Here is a 19,047-nt window from a genome sequence, read left to right as displayed (position 1 = left end):
GGCCCATGCGTCTCCCCCTCACCTTCCTCATAGCAATCCTGCTCGGCGCCTCGGTCGGCGGGGCTTGGGGCTACCTGCGTATCGGCCCCTCCGCGAGCGTGGAGCAGATGATCGACACCGCCCAAGCCCCCGTGCCGGGCGAGGCGCCGGCGGCCGCCGTGCCCGCCCCCCGGGCGTACGTCGACCTGCAGCACTACGAGTTCGGCGTGATGCAGAACGGCACCACGCAGTCGCGCGAGTTCCACTTTGAGAACCGCGGCAATGCCCCGCTGGAGCTGATCGCCGGCCAGCCGACCTGCAAGTGCACCATCGGCGAGGTCCCCAGCGAGCCGATCCCGCCGGGAGGGTCGGCGGACGTGCTTGTCTCTTGGACCCCGCGGGCGTTGGGAGACTTCCGCCAAACGGCGCCGATCATCACCAACGACCTGCGGGCGCCGCGTATCGAGCTCACGATCCACGGTGAAGTGATCGAGACCGCCGGCCTCGAACCCCAGCAGTTCGACTTCGGCCGGATCCGCGCGGGCGAGCCGGCGACCGCTTCGGCGTTGATCACTTCGAACGATCGGGACGCGTTCGAGCTGTCGGTCGAGACCCCCACCGACGCCGACGGCAAGCCGTTGCTGACCGCCGAGACCACGCCGCTGACGGCGGACGAGCTGCCCGAGGGCGCCAAGTCGGGCTACCGGATCACGCTGGGCGCCGACGGCCAGCTTCCGCTGGGCTATTTTAGCGAGACCGTGACGCTTAAGACCGACCTAGAAGACCTGCCCGAGGTGAGCCCCTACGCCCTGGCCCATGTCGAGGGGGACTTCTCGATCCGCGGCCCCCTGTTCAATCAAGAGGCGAGCCTGCTGAGCCTGGGGGTCGTCTCCGGCAGCGTGGGGACGGCGACCAAGATGCTGATCGTGCTGCGGGGCGAGCACGCAGACGCGTTGACGCTGGAGGTGGCCGAGGTCGACCCCGCCGAGATCGAGGTTTCTTTGGGTGAGATCGAGCACCCGAAGCCGGGCCTGGCCCACGTTCGCATGGAAGTCCGCGTCCCCCCCGGGTCGCCGCCGGTCATCCGGTTCGGCAACGACCAAACGGAGTACGGCGAGGTCCGCCTGAAGACAAATCACCCCGATTCGCCGGTTGTCAACTTCCGCGTTCGCGTGGCCGTTCAATAGACGCGCTGCGGCGAGCCGTGCCCCCCGGCGAGTGGCCTTTGAGGGGCCGGGCAGAATCTGAGAAGATACGCCCTGCCTCGCTAAACCCCCAAACGGTGCGCCCGTGCGAAACGATCGACGTAAACGAAGCATGCCAGCCCCTCGAACCGGCCGGGTATGGCTGGGCGCCTGCGTGGCGCTCGCCGGGCTGGCGGCGGTGATCTGGATTGAGTCTACCCGCCCGGCACGCGCGGCGGGCCCCGCCGGCCAGAGCACGGTCGAGCTGAAGGGAGAGGCCCAGGTCGACCCCAACGCCCCGCCGGTGCGTTTTGTCGCCACGGGGCAAGAAGACGCCAAGAAGCCGCTGAACCGCAAGCACGCCCCCCCGCCCGACCCGATCGAGGCCAACGGGCCGATCTTTGTCGACTGGCCCAAGCCCGACGCGGCGCTGGTGCTCACCGGCGAGCAGCAGGGCTACCTAGAACCGTGCGGCTGCGCCGGCCTGACCAACCAGAAGGGGGGCCTGAAACGCCGCAGCACGTTCCTCAAACAACTGCGGGCCGACGGCTGGCCGGTGGTGGCCCTCGACGCCGGCGGCCAGGTGAAGCGTTACGGCCCGCAGGCGCAAATCAAGTTCCGCCGGGCGCTCGAGTCGCTGGCGGAGCTCGGCTACCAGGGGGTCGGCCTGGGGGCGCAGGACCTGCGGATGGAGGTGCTGGGGGTGGCGCTCAACTTCGAGCCGGGCGCCAACCCGCTGGTGTCCGCCAACGTCGGCCTGCTCGACTTCGACCCCGACTTCAGCCGCCGGTTCGCCACGGCCGAGGCGGGGGGGATGAAGTTCGGTTACACCTCGGTGCTGGCCGATGCGCAGGCGGCCAAGCTGGGGGAGGTCCCCGACGCAACCATCCTGAAGGCCGCGGACGGTCTCGCCCAGGCGATGCCGGGCCTCGAACAAGCCGGCTGCGACGAACTGGTGTTGATGGTGTACGGCAACCGCGACGAGGCCACGGCGCTCGCCAAGAAGTTCCCCCAGTTCCGCTGGGTCGTGGCGGCCCTGGGCGCGGACGAGCCCCCGCACCTGCCGACCAAGATCGAAGGGACCAACGCCTACCTGATCGAGGTGGGTCACAAAGGGATGTACGCGGTGACGATCGGCTTCTACCGCACGGGAGACACCCCGTTCCGCTACCAGAAGGTGCCGCTAGACCACCGCTTTGAGGACGCCCAGGACATGCAGGCCATGCTGGAGAGCTACCAGTTGGAGCTCAAGAACCTGGGCCTGAACGCCCTGGGCGCGAAGCCGCTGCCCGACCCCGGGGGGCAGAAGTTTGCCGGCAGCGCCGCCTGCCAAGACTGCCACTCCGCCGCCTGGGAGGTGTTTGAGAAGACCCCGCACGCCCACGCGACACAGACGCTGGTCGACCTCGAACCCGCCCGGCACTTCGACCCGGAGTGCCTGAGCTGCCACGTGGTGGGTTGGTCGCCGCAGAAGTACCAGCCCTACGCCTCGGGCTACACCAGCCTCGAAGCAACGCCCCACCTGCTCGACCAGGGCTGCGAGAACTGCCACGGCCCCGCCGCCCGCCACGTGGCGGCGGAGAACTACGAGATCGACATCGACGACGCCGGCCGCGAGGCGCTCCGCCAGGCGCTCCGCATGGAGATACTCGAGAACGAAGGCAACAAGACCGGCCAGGTGCTGGGCCGTGTCGTCAACAACTGCCTGGAGTGCCACGACCTTGACAACTCCCCCGACTTCGACTTCCAGCCGTACTGGGAAGAAGTGAAGCACTACGGGAAGGACTAATCATGGCCGCGCTGAGACAATACCAGCTTATCTCTGTAGACGAATACCTCGCCGGGGAACTCACCTCCGATGTGAAGCACGAGTACCTGGGCGGGCACGTCTACGCGATGGCGGGTGCGAGGAACGCTCACAATCTCATCGCAGGTAATTTTTTTCTCGCACTTGGAGTGCGGCTCCGTAGCAAACCCTGCCAGCCGTTCAACTCCGACACCAAAGTTAAGATTTATACTCCCACGCAGACGCGGTTCTACTACCCAGACGGCATGGTGGTTTGTTCCCCGAACCCACAGCACGACTCGCATCAGGATCAACCCGTCGTCGTTGCAGAAGTGCTCTCTAAATCGTCACGTCGGACCGACGAAGGAGAGAAGCTAGACTACTACCGCATGATCCCTTCGCTGCGGGTCTACCTTGTCATTGAGCAAGAAGAACCACGGGTTGTTGCGCACCGCCGCGTTGACCAGGGTTTCGCTCGCGAAGAACACCTCGGCCTCGACGCTGTGATCCCATTGCCAGAGATCGCGGCCGAGCTCCCGCTGGCGGAGCTCTACCAGCGGGTTGAGTTCTCTCCGGAGCCAGACGACGACCCGCGTTAGCGGCTCGTACGCTCTTGGCTACGCCCCCTAACGCACGTGCACCACCTCCACCGGCACCCGGCTGGTGAGTTGGTACAGGTCGCCGCGGCGGTCTTGCATCGGCAGCACCGAGCCCAGGTCGCGCTGCTGGGTGAGGTTGTTCAGGTCCAGCTCCGCAACCACCACCGTTTCGGCGTTGGGCTCCGCCTCGGCCAGGATGCCGTCCTTCGGGAACGGCACGTCGCACGGCGTGAAGACGCCCGCCTGGCCGTAGTTGATGAGGAAGCTCTTCACCTGCGGCAGGTTCCCCACGCAGCCCGCCAGCACCACATAAATGACGTTCTCGACCGCGCGGGCCTGGGCGCAGAGCCGCACGCGGAAGTAGCTCTTGCGTTCGTCCGTGGCGAAGGGGACGAACAAGATCTCGATGCCGTTGAGCGCCAGCAGCCGCACCAGCTCCGGGAACTCAACGTCGTAGCACACCACGATGCCGATCCGCCCTAGCGGCGTGTCGAACACCCGCAGCTTGTCCCCCGGCTGGGTGTTGTAGCACAGCCGTTCGACGCTGGTGATGTGCAGCTTCTCTTGCTGGTACACGCCCCCGCTGGGGGTGAACAAGTAGCAGATGTTCTGCAGCTCGCCGTCTACCTCGACCGGCGTCGAGCCGCCGATGATGTACAGGCCGAACTCCGCGGCCAGCTTGATGAACATCTTGCGGTAGTCTTCTGCGTGCTTGGCGACCTCCCACACCGCGTCCTGCGAGGTCATGTCGCGGGGCAGCGCGCTGAAGAGCTGCGCGGTGAAAAGCTCCGGCATCAGCAGGTAGTGGCAGTGGTACTCGTTGGCGGTCTCGGCAAAGAAGTGCACCTGCCGCTCCAGGTCGTCCCAGCAGGTGATGCTGCGCATCTGGTACTGGGCCGCGCACACGCGCACCTTGCGCACGGGGCGGCGGATGGGCCCGCCGGCGATCATCCGCTTGGCGGGGTCGAAGTCGGGGTTGGCCATCTCCAGGTGCGTGGCGTAACTCATGCTCTCCGCGTCGTTCAGGTACGCGAAGTTCACGCTCAGCACCTTGTAGCCCGCCTTCAGGTGGGCCGAGAGGGCTTGGTCTTTTCGCTCGCCCCGGACGACCGACTGCACATACGCGTCGGGGGTCATCTTCTTAGAAACCTCGGCGTACCCGGGGATCCGCCCGCCGGCCACCATCCGCCTAAGGTTAAGCCGCTTGAGCAGCACCTTGCGCCGCGCGTACAGCTTTTGCGCTATCCCCTGCCCGCGGTAGTCCGGGTGGACGGCGATGTCCGACCCGTACAGCGTGTCGCCGCTGGGGGTGTGGGTGCTGAACGTGCCGACGCCGGTGATCTCGTCGTACGAGTACCAGGGGGAGTCGTCGTCGAGCTGGACGATCAGCGAAGTGGCGTAGCCGACGATCTTGCCATCAGCCTCCACCAACAACTGCCCCTCGGGGAACGCGGCGAGCTGCATCTTCAGCTTGCGGTCGTCCTGCAGGCTCTCGATGGAGATGTTCGGATAAGACGCCTTTTGGCACGCAAGCAGCGCCGGGATGTCGGCGGCTTTCCAGCGGCGGACCTTGACGGCGGGTGCGGGTTTCTCAGACATATTCGGCGGGTGGGTAAGTCTTCGTGGCAAAACCGAACGCCCATCCTACGCCCTTCGGCCTTGTGCGCCACCGTGACTTTCTGGATTGGACTGGGCCGGCCCAGGGCCGGGGCTATACTCGGGGCATGTCAATCCTGCCGACACCCGCCAACGCCCACCCCTACGCCTCGGCCCGCGCGCCCCACGCGTCGCGGCACGCGCGCCCCACGCCCCCGTCCCACCTCCGGTCAGAGCGTGGCCGCGATGTTTCCGTCCGTTGAATAAGCGTAGTTCCGGGGTCGTGCTGCTGCTCGCTTGCGTCGGCACGCGTCGGGCCGCAGCGCCCGGCGTCTACCAGTTGCGCATGGCGCCGGCCTATTGCAGGCCTTACAGTTCCAGCACGCAAACCCCTTCGGATTCGGATTGGCTGAAAGCAGGTCCCTGACATCATTGCTCTCCCGCGATGGCGCTGCCCGAGAGAGGGCCCCCGCCTAGTCGCGGCGGGAGCGTGCCCCGCCGCGTCCCAACCAGCCACCGGGCTTTGCTGCCGATGTTCTTGATCGATACCGTGATCCTGGTCACCGGGGTCCTGCTGCTGCTGGGCATCGCGTCGAGCAAGCTCTCCGCGCGTCTCGGGGTGCCCGTGCTGGTGCTGTTCCTCCTGCTGGGGATGCTGGCGGGCTCCGAAGGGGTGGGGGGGGTCGAGTTCGAGGACTACCGCCTAGCGCACGGCGTCGGGACGCTGGCGCTGGCCATGATCCTGTTCGACGGCGGCCTGAGCACCGCGCTCTCCGCGGTCCGCTTGGCCTGGAGGCCCTCCGCGCTGCTGGCGACCTGGGGGGTGCTGGTCACCGCGGCGATCACCGGCGCGGCCGCGGCCTGGATCCTGCAAATCTCTTGGCTGCACGGGCTGCTGCTGGGGAGCATCGTGGGGTCGACCGACGCCGCGGCCGTGTTCTCGGTGCTCCGCTCGGGCGGCATCGGTCTGCCCAAACGGCTCGCTTCGGTGCTAGAGATCGAGAGCGCCTCGAACGACCCCATGGCGATCTTCTTGACCATCGGCAGCATCGAGGTGCTGCTGGGGGACATGCGGTTCGGCCCGGCGCTGTTGGGCTTGTTCGCGACGCAGATGCTCATCGGCGGAGTCTGCGGCGTGCTGGGGGGGTACGCCGGCGGGTGGGCCGCCAACCGCATCGAGCTGAACGCCCCCGGGCTCTACCCGGTGCTCATCAGCGCGTTCTGCCTGTTGACGTTCGGCATGGCCGCGCAGCTTGGCGGCAGCGGCTTCCTGGCGGTCTACCTGGCGGGCATCGTCATCGGCAACCGGCCGCTGGTGTTCCGGCGCGGCATCCGGTTGTTCCATGACGCGATCGCGTGGCTTTCGCAGATCGTGATGTTCGTGGTGCTGGGATTGCTGTGCTTCCCGAGCCGATTGATCGAGGTGGGGCCCAAGGCGCTGCTGATCAGCGCGGTGCTGATCTTCGTCGCGCGACCTGTCGCGGTGCTGCTGTCCACCCTCCCGTTCCGCTTCACCTGGCAGGAGCGGACCTTCATGTCGTGGGTGGGGCTCAAGGGGGCGGTGCCGATCACGCTGGCGATGTTCCCCTTGATGCTCGCCACCCCCGAGCGACCGCTGCAAGCGCCGCTGCTGTTCGACGTGGTGTTCTTCATCGTCGTGGTGTCCGCCATCATCCAGGGGACCAGCCTGGCGCCGGTGGCGCGATTGCTGGGGCTCGAGCGGCCGCGCGACCCGGAACCCCCGCTCACGCTGGAGATCAGCTCGCTACGCCACGTGAACGGCGAGGTGGTCGACTACGCGGTGGGGGACGACTCGCGCGCCGCGGGGCGCCTGGTGAGGGAGCTGTCGCTGCCGGACGGCGCGGTTATTGCGATGGTGGCGCGGGGCGAGCAGATCATCCCCCCGAAGGGGAGCACCCGCATCCACGCGGGGGACCACGTGATCCTGGTGCTGGGGCCGGGGGTCCAGCCGCTGGTGAGCCAGATCTTTGGGCGCGACTCCGACGCACGGGGGCTGATCCCCGCAAGGATCGAGTTCCCGCTGCGTGCGTCCGCGACGGTCCGCGAGCTGCAAGAGTTGTACTCGATCGAGATCGACGCGTCCGGCGAACGCACGCTGGCGGAGCTGCTGTGCCACGCGCTCAAGAAGGAGACGCCCGGCGTGGGCGCCTCCGCCCGCTTCGGCCCCCTCGAGCTGCGTGTGCTGAACGTGGGGGCCGACGGGCGCATCGAGCAGGTCGGCTTGTCGATCCTGCCGATCGCGATGCAGACACAACAGCCACCGTAGCCCAGGTCGTAGAAAGGGCGTTCGGCGGCAACTGTAAAGCGTGCCGTCGCCGGGTGCCATGGCCCACGCTTGCGTGGCCATGGGTGGCGGATTGGGCGATTGCCGTCGGAGGTCGCATGCCCACGCAAGCGCGGAGCATGGCGCCCGGCTCTTTCCTACTCGGAGGACTCCGATTGAGAGGGCAGCGCCGCTACGGCGTGTCCGATTGCACGTCGTAGCAAAGCAGCAGCCCTTGGTCGCGGATGTAGAGCTTGCCGTTGGCCACCACCGGGTGGGCCCATGCGGGCGCGTCGGTCCGATCGGGCTGCTCAAACCGGCTGTGCTCGATCAAGCCTGCGGTGGATGGTTCCAGCAGCACGATGGGCCCCTCTTCGCTGCGCAAGTAGATCCTGCCGTCGGCGTACAGCAGCGACCCCTTCGGACCCTTGCGGTCTCTCCACAGCGTCTTGCCGGTTTGGAAATCGATGCAGGCCATCATCCCGCCGCCGTTCCCGCCGTTGGCGCCGTACAGCGCGCCGTCGACAACGACGATGCCGCCGTGGTGGTTCTGCATGTTGGTGGTGAAGTAGACTTCTTCGGGTTCAAACTTGCCTTCGCTGTCTTTGTTCAGCGTGATCGCGCCGCCGCCGGCGCCGTAGGCGGACGCCGCGAAGATCAGGCCGTCTTGAAAGATCGGGGTCGTGCAGTGGACGCCCATGCCGTTGGCCGGCTTGTTGTACTGCCAGAGCAGCTCACCCGTGTCTGCCGACACGCCGACCAGCGTGGTCGAGGTCATCTGCACGTACTGCCGGCTGCCCTGGTAGTCGATGGCGATGACGGACGAGTAGGCCGCGCCCGAACGGCTGCGGCCGAAGCCGCCGCGTCGGCCCCCGCCCCCGCGGGCGTTGCCACCGGGGGGACCGAACCCGCCGCCACGCGGCGGCGCATCGGCTGGGCCCCGCTCGCCCCGGGGGGGTGGCCCGGGGCCGGTCGGCGGCGTGCTCGACGCTTCGGCGGGGGGCGCAGTTGTTTCCCAGATCACTTCGCCGTTTGTCTTGTCCACGGCAACCAGCATCGCGCCGGCGGCCCCGGGCGTGCAGATTACCTTGTCGCCATCCACCAGCGGCGACTCCCGGAAGCTCCACATGGGAGGCGCGCCGCCGAAGTCATCGACCAGGCTCTTCTGCCAAACGATCTTGCCGTCGCTCGCGTCCAGGCAGGCAAGCCGCCCACTCATCCCGATCACGTAGACCCGATCGCCTTCGACCGTGGGCGTTCCGCCGGGGCCCTCCTTCGACTGGGGCACCCCCTGCTTTGCGGCGTCGCCGAGCGGGCTGGCCCAGAGCTCTTTGCCGTCTGCTTCGGACAGCGCCCACACGATCTCCTTCCCGTCTCGATGGCTCATCCCGTAGAGCTTGCCGCCGGCAACCGCCGGCGCGCTGTCGCCGCCGCCGAGCCCGTCCACCCGCCAAGCCAGCGGCGGCCCCCCCTCTGGCCACTCCTGAAGCAGCCCGGTCTCCCGCGAAACCGCGTTGCGGTCCGGGCCCTGCCATTGAGGCCAATCGTCGGCAAAGGCCGTCTGACTCAGCAGCAATAGCGTGAGGTAGCAAGAGAGTCGCCGCATCGCGGTAGCCTTGGAAGAGAATAGGGATCTGGGGAGGACAGCCGGGCGCCAAGCCTGCGTGGGCATCCGATAGTATGTGGGACCGGGGCTTGGTCCGCCACACATGGCGCCTGGCCGCAGGCCATGCTCATCGTAGCCTACGGCAACGCCGTAGGAATCCGTGCTGCTGCTTCAAGTACTCGGCACACCGAGTCAGGTCGCGGAGTGCGTCGCCCAAGCCTTCCGTCCGCCTGCCATCAGCCCAATGGATAGAATGTCTTGAGCCCGTTGAAGCGCCGGAAATCATGGTCGGCGGTGTGGACCGTGGCGTTGTGGGCGATTGCGATGGATGCGATCTGCGCGTCGGTCACCAGATTGCCCCTACAGGAGCCGGCGCGCGGGCTTGCAGACGAACTACTCGTCAACTCTTTCCGTCGCCTCGGCCAGGGTCATTGGCGCGGGAGAAGCACGCGTCATCGTCACGACTCGAATAAACCCGAAGTCGACCGGGTGCACCAAGCCAACCGGTTCAACTCCGCTGAGGCAAGCGCCCCACCACGCTTTGGCCCGATCGTGAAACGGTGAGGCCGAATTGTAGGCGTGAATCAACAGGTTGGTATCGGGAACGATCACCTACCGGCCTGATCCCGGCGCTCGACCAATTGGCGTGTGACCTCTAGGTAACCCTCGACCTCAAGTTCATCGATGGACTGATTGATGCGGTTTAGATCGATCCCAGGCGCCAAACCCATGTCCTTCGCCCTTACGACAAATGGAGCTTCGTCTTTCTCTACCACCGTTCCGGCAAGCCCTTTCCGCACGGCTTCGTTCAGGACCGTCTTGAAGCCCTGCCCTGTCTGCTGCATCGCCTGACGCAGAATCTGCTCGACATCGGGGTCGATCGTGACTGTGGTTCTCATGCTGCGCTCGTAGCATCACTTCTGAATGCTATCAAGATGCGTTGCGCGACGAGCTGATGGCTACTTGAGGCAACTGCGGTGGCGGCTCCGGGGAACTAACACCCCCCAGCTCTGCGTGGTGAGAGCGTGCACTCACACCGCCGCCGGCGCGTCGCGCGCCACGCGGCCCGCGTCCGCCAAGAACGCCGCCACGCCCAGCCAGATCAGCGCGAACGAGATGAGCGCGCCGGTGGGAAGCGATTCGCCGTTCACCAGCACCGCGGTCAACAATTGCCCCGTTGGCGTGAGGAACTGCAGGAAGGCCAGCGTGCTCAGCGGCAGCCGCTTGGCGGCGCGGTTGAACCAGATCAGCGGCGCCGCGGTGAACGCGCCGCTGAGGATCAGCAGCACGCTCACCAGCCAGCCGCGGCCGAACGCCAGCTCGGGGCCGTAGGCCTCGCGGTAAACAAAGTACGCCAGCGCGAGGGGCGTCAGCAGCAGCACCTCGGTGGTCAGCCCCGTCAGCGCACCCGCGGCGATCTGCTTGCGGAACAGCCCGTACAGGCCGAACGCCAGCGCCACCAGGATAGCGATCCAGGGCGCCTGCCCCACGCGGGCGGTCTCCCACGCCACGCCGGCGGCCGCCAGGCCGACGGCCAGCACCTGGAACGGGCGGAGCCGCTCGCCCAGCACCACCACCCCCAGCGCGATGCTCAGCAGCGGGTTGAGGTAGTAGCCCAGGCTCGCCTGGCTGAGCCGCTCGGTGGCGGCGCCCAGGCCGAAGAACCCCCAGTTCATCGCGATGCAGGCCGCGGTGGCGGCCAGCAGCCCCAGCCGGCGGCGTGAGCGGACGATCGCCAGCACCTGCCCCCCCTGCCCCGCCCGACCGACCAGCAGCAGGCAGAAAAGCAGCGTCCAGACGGTGCGGTGCGCAAGCACCTCGAGCGTCCAGTCAACGCGGCTCGCGGCGCCCGGGCCCTTGCCGTCGAACCCGGCGAGCGCGGCGTTGAGCGCCAGCATCAACAGCGGCAGCACGAAGCCCCACCAGCCAAACGCCGCGAGGGCGTAGCCGAGGCCGGAGCGGTGCTGGTCTGTGTCGTGAGAGATGGTGGCGGGGCGAGGTAAGTTTAGATGATAGAGGTTAGAGGTTAGATGATAGATGATAGGGACGACTTGGACGCGACGCATTGCGCGTCTCTAACATCTATCCTCTATCATCGATCATCTCCCCCGCCACCCACGCATCCACGTTCGCCTCCAGCACGTCCAGCGGCACCGCGCCGCTGCCGAGCACGACGTCGTGGAACGCGCGGATGTCGAAGCGGTCGCCGAGCGCTTCTTCTGCCCGTGCGCGCAGCTCGCGGATCTTTAGCTCGCCCGTCTTGTAGGCCAGCGCCTGGCCGGGCCAGCCGATGTAGCGGTCCACCTCCGCGCGGATGTTGTGCTCGCTCATCGGGGAGTTCTCTAGCATGAATTTGATCGCCTGCTCGCGGCTCCAGCCCAGGTAGTGCATGCCGGTGTCGACCACCAGCCGGCAGGCGCGCCACATCTCCATGTTCAGGCGGCCGAAGTTGCTGTAGGGGTCTTCGTAGAAGCCCATCTCTAGGCCGAGGCGCTCCGCGTACAGCCCCCAGCCCTCGATGAACGCGGTGAAGCCGCTGTACTTGCGGAACTCGGGGAGCCCTTCGAGCTCCTGCTGCAGCGCGAGCTGCAGGTGGTGCCCCGGCACCGCCTCGTGCAGCGAGAGGGCCTCGACGTCGAACAGCCCCCGGCTCGGCAGGTTGTAGGTGTTCACGTAGTAAAAGCCGGCCGTCTTGCCGTCGCCGCCGGGGCGCATGTAGTAGGCGCTGGTGGTCTTGGGGGCGATGAAGGCCGGGATCTCGCGGATGCCGTACGGCGTGCGTGGCAGCCGCCCGAACAGCTTGGGGAGCTGGCCGTCGGCCCGCTTGAGCACCAGCGCGGTGCGCTGCAGCAGCTCTTCGGGGGTCTTGGCGTAGAACTCGGGGTCGTCTCGCAGGTGCTGCACAAACGCCTTGAAGTCCCCGTCGAACTCGAGCTGCTCGATCACGGCCTCCATCTCGCCGCGGATCCGCTTTACCTCCGCCAGTCCGCGCATGTGCACCTCGTCCGGCGTGGTGTCGAGCGTGGTGAACATCCGCACGCGGTGGCGGTAGAACTCCCGCCCGTTGGGCAGCGCCGAGGCGCCGATCGCCGAGCGGCAGTTCGGCACGTACTCGTCCTTCATGAAGTCGTAGAACCGCTGGTACGCGGGCGAGACCACCTCGGCGATGGCCGCGGCCGCGGCGGCACGCAGCCGCTTCTGCTGCGGCGCGGGGATCGAATCGGGCAGCTTCTTCAGGGGCTCGTAGAGTGCGCTACGCGTCGGGTCGGCGACGATGTGCGTGGTGACCGAGTCTTCCCACCCCTCCAAGATCACCGCGGGGACGGTCATCCCCACGTCCGTGCCGATACGCATCAGCGTGATCTGCTCGTCCGTCACCCGGCCGAAGTCGCGCAGCCGGGCGATGTAGTTCTCTAGGTCGGTGACCGTGCCGAGCGGGACGTGCTTCGGCAGGTCGGGGAAGTCGATGTGGAAGCCGCCGCGGTTGCTGATCGGCATCAAGAAGCCTCGGAAGCTGTGCTCGGACAGGCCGTCCGTCAGGTCGCGGCGCAACAGGTCGTAGTTGAGCCTGGCCGAGGGGGAGAGGGCCCCGCGGTCGATCTTGTTGAGCCGATCGAGGAAGCCCCGCCGCGTCGATGCGCGGCGCTGGAAGTCCTCGATCCGCGCGCTGTCGAGCCGGTCGTTGTGGTCGTGCACCCCGGCGCGGGTCGCAAACTCGGGGGACTCCGCCAGGTCGAACGCCCACGACTGCGCGATCACGTCGTCCAGCGCCTGCTGGGGGGCGACCTTGTCCGCGCGGGTGGCCGGCGCCAGCAGAACGAGCCAAACAAGCAAAAACGCAGAGCAAAACAGGTGCGGCATCAAGGTGGCCTTGGCGGGGGGAGGGATGCGGGGAGCGGCGGAGGGCCCGTATCATATACTGATCGCGTCTCAGAACTGAGCCCCAACCACGGCAATCCCCCGGGCGAAGGCGCCATCGGGGCTCGGTGCTGATCCGGCTGGGGTAGAGCGACAAATCACGCGGCGGGGCGCCGATTGGCGGCGTGCTCGCGGCGAGACTAAACTCAGGGGGCGCCAGAAAAAATCAGCCTATCGCGGTTCTTGTGGATTTGCGCTATCAAGGAGAAGCCCCTTCCGGCGCCGCCCATCGACCCCGGCCTCTGGATCGGGGCCGGGCGCGCGTCCCATGTTCGAATCTTTGCGACCGAAATCACACCGAGCATCCTACCGATGAAACCACTCTTCACGCTCTGCTTCTCTTTGCTGCTGTTTGGGGCCCCCTCCGTCGTGGCCGCCGAGGTTGGGTTCGCCCAGGTCGAGCCGCTCTTCCAACAGCACTGCGTGAAGTGCCACGGCGCGGCGAAGTCGCTCGGCGGGCTGAACCTGGAAGGCCGCGCGGCCGTCGAGGCGCTGATCGAAGAAGGGCTGCTGCTGCCGGGCGACCCGGAGAACAGCGAGGTGTTCGCGCGGTTGACCCTGGCGGAAGACGACAAGCTGCGGATGCCCAAGGGGGCGCCGCCGCTCAAGGCCGAGGAGATCGACGCCTTCCGCAAGTGGCTTGAGCACGAGAAGCTGTTCGAAGCGGGAGACGCCCCCGCACCGGCGGCGGCGGCTGCTGCGCCGGCCGACGAGGCCAAGGAGCCGACCCCCGACCCGGCCGACCCCGCGGCGATTACGCGTATCGAGAAGGCCGGCGGCGTGGCGCTGCCCAGGTACGCCGGCAGCCCGCTGCTGATGATCAGCTTCCCGAGCCAACCGGCAAACACAGGCGATGACGTTGTCGACGCCATCCTGGCGGTCGCCCCGAACGTGTGCGAGCTCAGCTTGGCGCGGACCGCGGTCACCGACGCCGGCGCCGCCCGCCTGGCGGCCCTAGAGAACCTCGAGGCGTTGCACCTGGAGCAGACCGCGGTCACCGACGCCGGCGTCGCCCCGCTGGCCGGCCTGCCGCGGCTGCGTTACCTGAACGTCTACGGCAGCAAGGTGACCGACGCCGTGCTCGAGCCGCTCGCCAAGAACGGGGCGCTGCGGCGGCTGTACGTGTACGAAACGCCGGTGAGCTACGCCGCGGCCAAGAAGGCGATGGCCTCGCGGCCCGAGCTGGAGATCAACCTCGGCTGGAACCACCCCGAGGTGGCCCGCGAACGGCTCACCCAAGAGAAAGAACGGCTCGAAGCAGAAAAGAAGGCCGCCGTGGCGCAGCTAGAAGAAGCCAAGGCGCAGATCGAGTCCGCGGACGAACGGCTGACCGAGCTGGCGAAGGAGCTCGAAGTGGCAAAGTAAGGCAGACGCCCGCCGCGAGTTAGCCGCGCCGCCCAGCGAAGCGCTCAGCCCCATCCTACTTGATTGCGTGGGCCCCGCCCGCGGGGCGGGTCACGAACGCGGCGCCCTCGGCGCCGGTCTGCTGGCGGTACTCGTCCAGCAGACGCTTGACCACCGCGTCTACCTTGGCGGTCTCGACCAGCGTCACGGTGCAGCCGCCGAAGCCGCCGCCGGTCATGCGTGAGCCGTACACGCCGCCGGCCGGCCCGATCCCGCGGGCGATCTCCACCAGCGCGTCGATCTCGGGGCAGCTAATCTCGAAGTCGTCTCGCATCGCGGCGTGGCTGGCGTACATGAGTTCGCCCGCTTTGGCCCAGTCGCCCACGGCCGCGGCGGCCGAGAAGTCGATCACCCGCTGGTTCTCGCCGATGATGTGCCTGGCCCGTCGGTAGATGACGTCCTCCATCGAGTCGCGTTTCGCCTCCAGCAGCTCGATCGTAGCGTCGCGCAGCATCGGCACGCCGAGCGCCGTGGCGGCCTGCTCGCACTGCTTGCGGCGCGTGGGGTACTCGCTGCCGGTGAGCTCGTGCTTGACGTTGCTGTTGGTCACCAGCACCGACACGGCCGGGTCCGCCAGCGGCACCGGGTGGATCTCCAACGACCGGCAGTCGAGCCGCATCGCCTCGCCGGCGCTGCACAGCGCAGAGCTGAACTGGTCCATGATGCCGCACGGCATGCCCACGTAGTGGTTCTCGGCCATCTGGCAGAGCCGCGCCTTGTCTCGGCCGTCCAGCGGCTGGCCCGACACCGCCTCGGCGAGCGTGGCGGTGGCGACTTCGAGCGCCGCGCTGCTGGAGAGCCCCCCACCCAGCGGCACGGTTGAGACCACGACCGCGTCGATGGCGCCCAGCATCATGCCGCGCTTACGCAGCAGGTCGAGCACGCCGTACGGGTAGACGGCCCACTTGGGCAGGTCGATCGTTTCTTGCTCGCCGGGGCGCAGCGTGGTCTCTTCCTGCGAGAGGGCCGTGAAGAACCGCACCCCGGCGTCGCGTCCCTCGGCCCGCCCTGCGGCGATCACCACGTACCGCTCGATCGCCATCGGGCAGACGTAGCCGTCGTTGTAGTCGGTGTGCTCACCGATCAGGTTCACGCGGCCCGGCGCGGCGACGGTCCACCGGGCGTCGGCGCCGTACTGCTCGCGGAAGAGCTCGCGGGCCTGGAGCACGAGTTGATCGAGGCTGGGTGCGGTATCCACGGCGGCGGTCCTGGGGCGATCGGGGGAGGCCCCTAAGTCTGATCGAACCGACCCGAACCGCCAAGACGCCACGAGCGCCAAGGACGCCAAGCAGGAAAGCAACCGGTTGCCCGATGCCTTGCGATCAGCGGCAGATTCGTAGGGCTCGCCGGTACGACTGTCGCCTCGTCGGTCCGCCCGAGCCACGTTCGACACCCTTGGTTAGTCTTGGCGCTTCTTGGCGTCCTTGGCGGTTCCCACCTTCTTGCGTCCGTCGTGGCGTCCTTGGCGCTCGTGGCGTCTTGGCGGTTCCGTAAGTAATGGCGGGGAACGTATAATCGCGGTCTATCCTCCCTAACCCCTCTTCGCAGGATTGCCGCCGTGAAGACTCCTTGCTGTTTGACGTTCTCCCTGCTGTGCGTGTTGACGCTCTCGGCCTCGGCCCAAAACGACTGGGAGAACCCCCGAGTCTTCGCCGTCAACAAGGAGCCGCCGCACGCGACGTTCCTCCCCTACCCCTCTGTTGAAGCCGCCCTGGCCGGCGACCTGGAGAAGAACCCGCTCTACAAGAGCCTCAACGGCGAGTGGGACTTCCGCTGGGTGAAGCTGCCGAGCCTCGTGCCGGAGGGGTTCTGGAAGCCCGACTTCGATGCCCAGGGCTTCCTCCCCATCAAGGTGCCGGCCAACTGGCAGATGGAGGGCTACGACTACCCGGTCTACTCCAACGTCAACTACCCCTTCCCGCCCAACCCGCCGAAGGTCGGCCAGCGCTACAACCCCTGCGGGCTGTACCGCAAGACGTTCGAGCTGCCGGCGGACTGGGACGGCAAGCAGGTCTTCCTGCACTTCGACGGCGTGAAGAGCGCCTTCTACCTGTGGGTCAACGGCCAAAAGGTGGGCTACAGCCAAGACAGCATGACCCCCGCCGAGTTCAACGTCACCAAGTATCTGAATCCGGGCAAGAACCTGATCGCGGTGCAGGTGATCCGCTGGAGCGACGGCAGCTACCTGGAAGACCAGGACATGTGGCGGATGAGCGGGATCTATCGCGACGTGTACATGGTGGCGCGGCCGGAGACGTACATCCGCGACGTCTTCTTCACAACCGACTTAGACGACAAGTATCAGAACGCCGAGGTGCGCTGCCTCGTTGAGAAAGAAGGGTTTGACAACGACAACGCGGCGCAGGTTGAAGTCCGATTGGTCGACTCCGGCGGCGAAGACCGGCTCGCGACTCCGCGCCGGCTTGAGCCGCCGAGTCAATCGGAAGAGCTGCGTGCGAGAATCTCCAACCCCAAGCTCTGGACCGACGAAACCCCCAACCTCTACAAGCTCGCCGTCGCACTGAAAGACGCCGACGGCAAGACGCTCGAAGCCGTCGCCATCAACGTCGGCTTCCGCGAGTTCGAGATCAAGGACGGCAAGCTGCTGCTCAACGGCAAGCCGATCTTGCTCAAGGGGGTCAACCGCCACGAGCACGACCCCGACCACGGCCGCGCCATCCCCTACGAGCGGATGGTCGAGGACGTCAAGCTGCTCAAGCAGAACAACTTCAACGCGGTGCGGACCAGCCACTACCCCGACCACCCGGCGTGGTACGACCTGTGCGACCAGTACGGCATCCTGGTGATGGACGAAGCGAACATGGAATCGCACGAGTACCGGGCGCGCGGCCCCGGCGGCGGCGGCAGCCTGCCGGGCAACCGTGAGGAGTGGTTCGACGCGTCGGTGGCTCGGATGGAGGCGGTGGTCCACCGCGACAAGAACCACCCCAGCGTCGTCTTCTGGTCGCTGGGCAACGAAGCGGGCACCGGAAAGACCTTCAAGCTGATGCGCGAGGCGGCGCTCGCCATCGACAAGTCGCGCCCCATCCACTACCAGGACGGCAACGAGCACGCGGACGTGCTGGGGCTGTTCTACCCCTCGCCGGACGACCTCAAGAAACGGGCCAGCTCAAACGAGCAGCGGCCGATCGTGCTCACCGAGTACGCCCACGCGATGGGCAACTCCATGGGGAACTTCCAGGACTACTGGGACGTGATGGAGCAGGACAACCACCTGGTCGGCGGGTACATCTGGGACTGGGTCGACCAGGGCCTCCGCCGCCGCACGCTGCGTGACGAAGAGTACTTCGCCTACGGCGGCGACTTCGGCGACAAGCCCAACGACAGCAACTTCTGCATCAACGGCCTCGTGCAGCCCGACCGCAAGCCCAACCCCCACCTGCACGAAGTCAAGAAGGTGCAGCAGTTCGTCAAGGTCCGGCCCGTGGAGGGCGAGAACGGTGTGGTTGAAGTCACCAACGGCTACTTCCACCGCAACCTGGGCTTCCTCAAGCCCAAGTGGGAGCTGATCGCGGACGGCAAGCAGCTCGCCAGCGGCGAGCTGTCGCCGCTGGACCTCGAGCCGGGCGAGACCGGCAAGCTAGAAGTCCCCCTCAGCCTCCCCGACCCCGGCGCGTACGGCGAGCTGATGCTGAACCTCCGCTTCGCGCTGGCCGAGGACGAGCCGTGGGCAGACGCCGGCTTCGTGGTCGCCGAGGCGCAAACGCCCATCGCGTACAAGAGCAAGACGCCCGACGCCGTCTCGGGAGACGTGGTCGGCGCCGTGAACCTCAGCGAAGACGACGGCCACGTCTACGCCAAGGGGACCGGCTTCCAGATCCGCTTCAACAAGCAGACCGGCGCGCTGGACGAGTGGCGACGCGACGGTCAGAAGATCGTCATCAGCCCGCTGGAGCCCAACTTCTGGCGGGCCCAGGTCGATAACGAGTGGGACGCCAGCAACCCCAACAACATGCCGCGCGAGATGTTCGTGTGGCGCGACGCCCAGGTCGGCCGCAAGCTGGAGAGCTTCCAGAAGAAGCAGGTCGCCGACGGGCACGCCCGCCTGACCGCCAAGCTGCGTCTGCCGGTGTGGAACGCGGCCTACACCAACACCTACGACGTGTACGGCAACGGCGACGTAGTGGTCTCCGCCACGCTGGACGGGCCGAAGGAGCTGCCGGAGCTGCTGCGGTTCGGCATGCGGCTGGGGGTCCCCGGCTGGATGGACCGGGCCGCCTGGCACGGCCGCGGGCCGTTCGAGTCGTACCCCGACCGCAAGACCGCGGCGCTGGTGGGCCGGTACGAGATGCCGGTCGCCGACCTGCACTTCCCGTACGTCCGCCCGCAAGAGAACGGCAACCGCACCGACGTGCGCTGGTTCGCGCTAACCAACCGCCAGGGCCGCGGCCTGGCCGTGGTGGGCCAGCCGCTGGTGCAGGCGGGCGCCAGCCGCTACACGCAAGAGAACCTGATGAGCGCTGCGCACGACTACGAGCTCAAGAACAACTGGTTCACCACGCTCTATATCGACGGCGTGCAACGCGGCGTCGGCGGCCAAAACAGTTGGGGCCAGAAGCCGCTAGACAAGTACCGCCCCCGCGAGTCGCACTACGAGTACACCTTCCGGCTAACGCCGCTGCTAGAAGGAGGCGCGCCAGAAGACGTAGCGCTGCGCTCCTACAAGTAGG

Annotated in this window: 13 protein-coding genes; 6 read left to right on the top strand and 7 right to left on the bottom strand. The window is 67.2% G+C overall.

Annotated elements, in window-relative coordinates; translation table 11 throughout:
• The first annotated feature begins 5 nt into the window (after window positions 1–5).
• From Pla175_RS04230 to Pla175_RS04220, 3 genes are all read left to right on the top strand, one after another.
• A complete protein-coding gene (locus Pla175_RS04230; protein ID WP_145281447.1) occupies window positions 6–1,166 on the top strand; it encodes a DUF1573 domain-containing protein in 1,161 nt (386 codons plus the stop codon).
• A 130-nt stretch (window positions 1,167–1,296) separates the two neighbouring features.
• Window positions 1,297–2,952 (top strand): multiheme c-type cytochrome, encoded by a 1,656-nt coding sequence (locus tag Pla175_RS04225; protein ID WP_145281446.1) that lies wholly within the window; start codon window positions 1,297–1,299, stop codon window positions 2,950–2,952.
• 2 nt (window positions 2,953–2,954) lie between these two features.
• The gene (locus tag Pla175_RS04220) at window positions 2,955–3,548 is read left to right on the top strand and encodes a Uma2 family endonuclease (RefSeq protein ID WP_145281445.1); all 594 of its coding nucleotides are present in this window, start codon (window positions 2,955–2,957) and stop codon (window positions 3,546–3,548) included.
• A 27-nt stretch (window positions 3,549–3,575) separates the two neighbouring features.
• Here Pla175_RS04220 and Pla175_RS04215 read toward each other — a convergent pair whose 3' ends face one another.
• Window positions 3,576–5,147: a GNAT family N-acetyltransferase gene (locus tag Pla175_RS04215; protein WP_145281444.1), complete on the bottom strand. Its 1,572-nt coding sequence runs from the start codon at window positions 5,145–5,147 to the stop codon at window positions 3,576–3,578.
• Window positions 5,148–5,676: 529 nt separating this feature from the next.
• Here Pla175_RS04215 and Pla175_RS04210 point away from each other — a divergent pair.
• A complete protein-coding gene (locus tag Pla175_RS04210) occupies window positions 5,677–7,431 on the top strand; it encodes a potassium/proton antiporter (protein WP_145281443.1) in 1,755 nt (584 codons plus the stop codon).
• Window positions 7,432–7,621: 190 nt separating this feature from the next.
• Here Pla175_RS04210 and Pla175_RS04205 read toward each other — a convergent pair whose 3' ends face one another.
• From Pla175_RS04205 to Pla175_RS04185, 5 genes are all read right to left on the bottom strand, one after another.
• A complete protein-coding gene (locus Pla175_RS04205; protein WP_145281442.1) occupies window positions 7,622–9,034 on the bottom strand; it encodes a PQQ-like beta-propeller repeat protein in 1,413 nt (470 codons plus the stop codon).
• Window positions 9,035–9,270: 236 nt separating this feature from the next.
• The gene (locus Pla175_RS26980) at window positions 9,271–9,384 is read right to left on the bottom strand and encodes a type II toxin-antitoxin system VapC family toxin (RefSeq protein WP_145281441.1); all 114 of its coding nucleotides are present in this window, start codon (window positions 9,382–9,384) and stop codon (window positions 9,271–9,273) included.
• A gap of 258 nt (window positions 9,385–9,642) precedes the next feature.
• On the bottom strand, window positions 9,643–9,933 hold the full coding sequence (locus Pla175_RS04195; RefSeq protein WP_145281440.1) for an antitoxin: 291 nt from the start codon (window positions 9,931–9,933) through the stop codon (window positions 9,643–9,645).
• Window positions 9,934–10,065: 132 nt separating this feature from the next.
• A complete protein-coding gene (gene rarD, locus Pla175_RS04190; RefSeq protein ID WP_145281439.1) occupies window positions 10,066–11,100 on the bottom strand; it encodes an EamA family transporter RarD in 1,035 nt (344 codons plus the stop codon).
• Between the two features lie 16 nt (window positions 11,101–11,116).
• On the bottom strand, window positions 11,117–12,895 hold the full coding sequence (locus Pla175_RS04185; RefSeq protein ID WP_145281438.1) for a DUF885 domain-containing protein: 1,779 nt from the start codon (window positions 12,893–12,895) through the stop codon (window positions 11,117–11,119).
• Between the two features lie 369 nt (window positions 12,896–13,264).
• On the opposite strand from Pla175_RS04185, the gene Pla175_RS04180 reads away from it, so the two are divergent.
• A complete protein-coding gene (locus tag Pla175_RS04180; protein WP_145281437.1) occupies window positions 13,265–14,317 on the top strand; it encodes a c-type cytochrome domain-containing protein in 1,053 nt (350 codons plus the stop codon).
• 55 nt (window positions 14,318–14,372) lie between these two features.
• On the opposite strand, the gene galK is transcribed toward Pla175_RS04180, so the two are convergent.
• Window positions 14,373–15,554, bottom strand: a complete 1,182-nt coding sequence (gene galK, locus Pla175_RS04175) for a galactokinase (RefSeq protein ID WP_197527259.1) — start codon at window positions 15,552–15,554, stop codon at window positions 14,373–14,375.
• A 360-nt stretch (window positions 15,555–15,914) separates the two neighbouring features.
• Between galK and Pla175_RS04170 the strand changes: the two genes are divergently transcribed.
• A complete protein-coding gene (locus Pla175_RS04170) occupies window positions 15,915–19,046 on the top strand; it encodes a glycoside hydrolase family 2 TIM barrel-domain containing protein (RefSeq protein ID WP_145281435.1) in 3,132 nt (1,043 codons plus the stop codon).
• The last annotated feature ends 1 nt before the right edge of the window (window position 19,047 follow it).

This window comes from Pirellulimonas nuda (genome assembly GCF_007750855.1).
In the GTDB taxonomy this organism is placed as follows: domain Bacteria; phylum Planctomycetota; class Planctomycetia; order Pirellulales; family Lacipirellulaceae; genus Pirellulimonas; species Pirellulimonas nuda.
The sequence above is the reverse complement of the archived record's forward strand: the minus strand, read 5'-3'. Positions and strand labels throughout refer to the sequence as shown.

What these genes read in the sequence shown, in the direction of transcription:
- Pla175_RS04230 (WP_145281447.1), top strand. Translation starts at nt 6, where the DNA reads ATGCGTCTCCCCCTCACCTTCCTCATAGCAATCCTGCTCGGCGCCTCG.
- Pla175_RS04225 (WP_145281446.1), top strand. Translation starts at nt 1,297, where the DNA reads ATGCCAGCCCCTCGAACCGGCCGGGTATGGCTGGGCGCCTGCGTGGCG.
- Pla175_RS04220 (WP_145281445.1), top strand. Translation starts at nt 2,955, where the DNA reads ATGGCCGCGCTGAGACAATACCAGCTTATCTCTGTAGACGAATACCTC.
- Pla175_RS04215 (WP_145281444.1), bottom strand. Translation starts at nt 5,147, where the DNA reads ATGTCTGAGAAACCCGCACCCGCCGTCAAGGTCCGCCGCTGGAAAGCC.
- Pla175_RS04210 (WP_145281443.1), top strand. Translation starts at nt 5,677, where the DNA reads ATGTTCTTGATCGATACCGTGATCCTGGTCACCGGGGTCCTGCTGCTG.
- Pla175_RS04205 (WP_145281442.1), bottom strand. Translation starts at nt 9,034, where the DNA reads ATGCGGCGACTCTCTTGCTACCTCACGCTATTGCTGCTGAGTCAGACG.
- Pla175_RS04195 (WP_145281440.1), bottom strand. Translation starts at nt 9,933, where the DNA reads ATGAGAACCACAGTCACGATCGACCCCGATGTCGAGCAGATTCTGCGT.
- rarD (WP_145281439.1), bottom strand. Translation starts at nt 11,100, where the DNA reads ATGCGTCGCGTCCAAGTCGTCCCTATCATCTATCATCTAACCTCTAAC.
- Pla175_RS04185 (WP_145281438.1), bottom strand. Translation starts at nt 12,895, where the DNA reads ATGCCGCACCTGTTTTGCTCTGCGTTTTTGCTTGTTTGGCTCGTTCTG.
- Pla175_RS04180 (WP_145281437.1), top strand. Translation starts at nt 13,265, where the DNA reads ATGAAACCACTCTTCACGCTCTGCTTCTCTTTGCTGCTGTTTGGGGCC.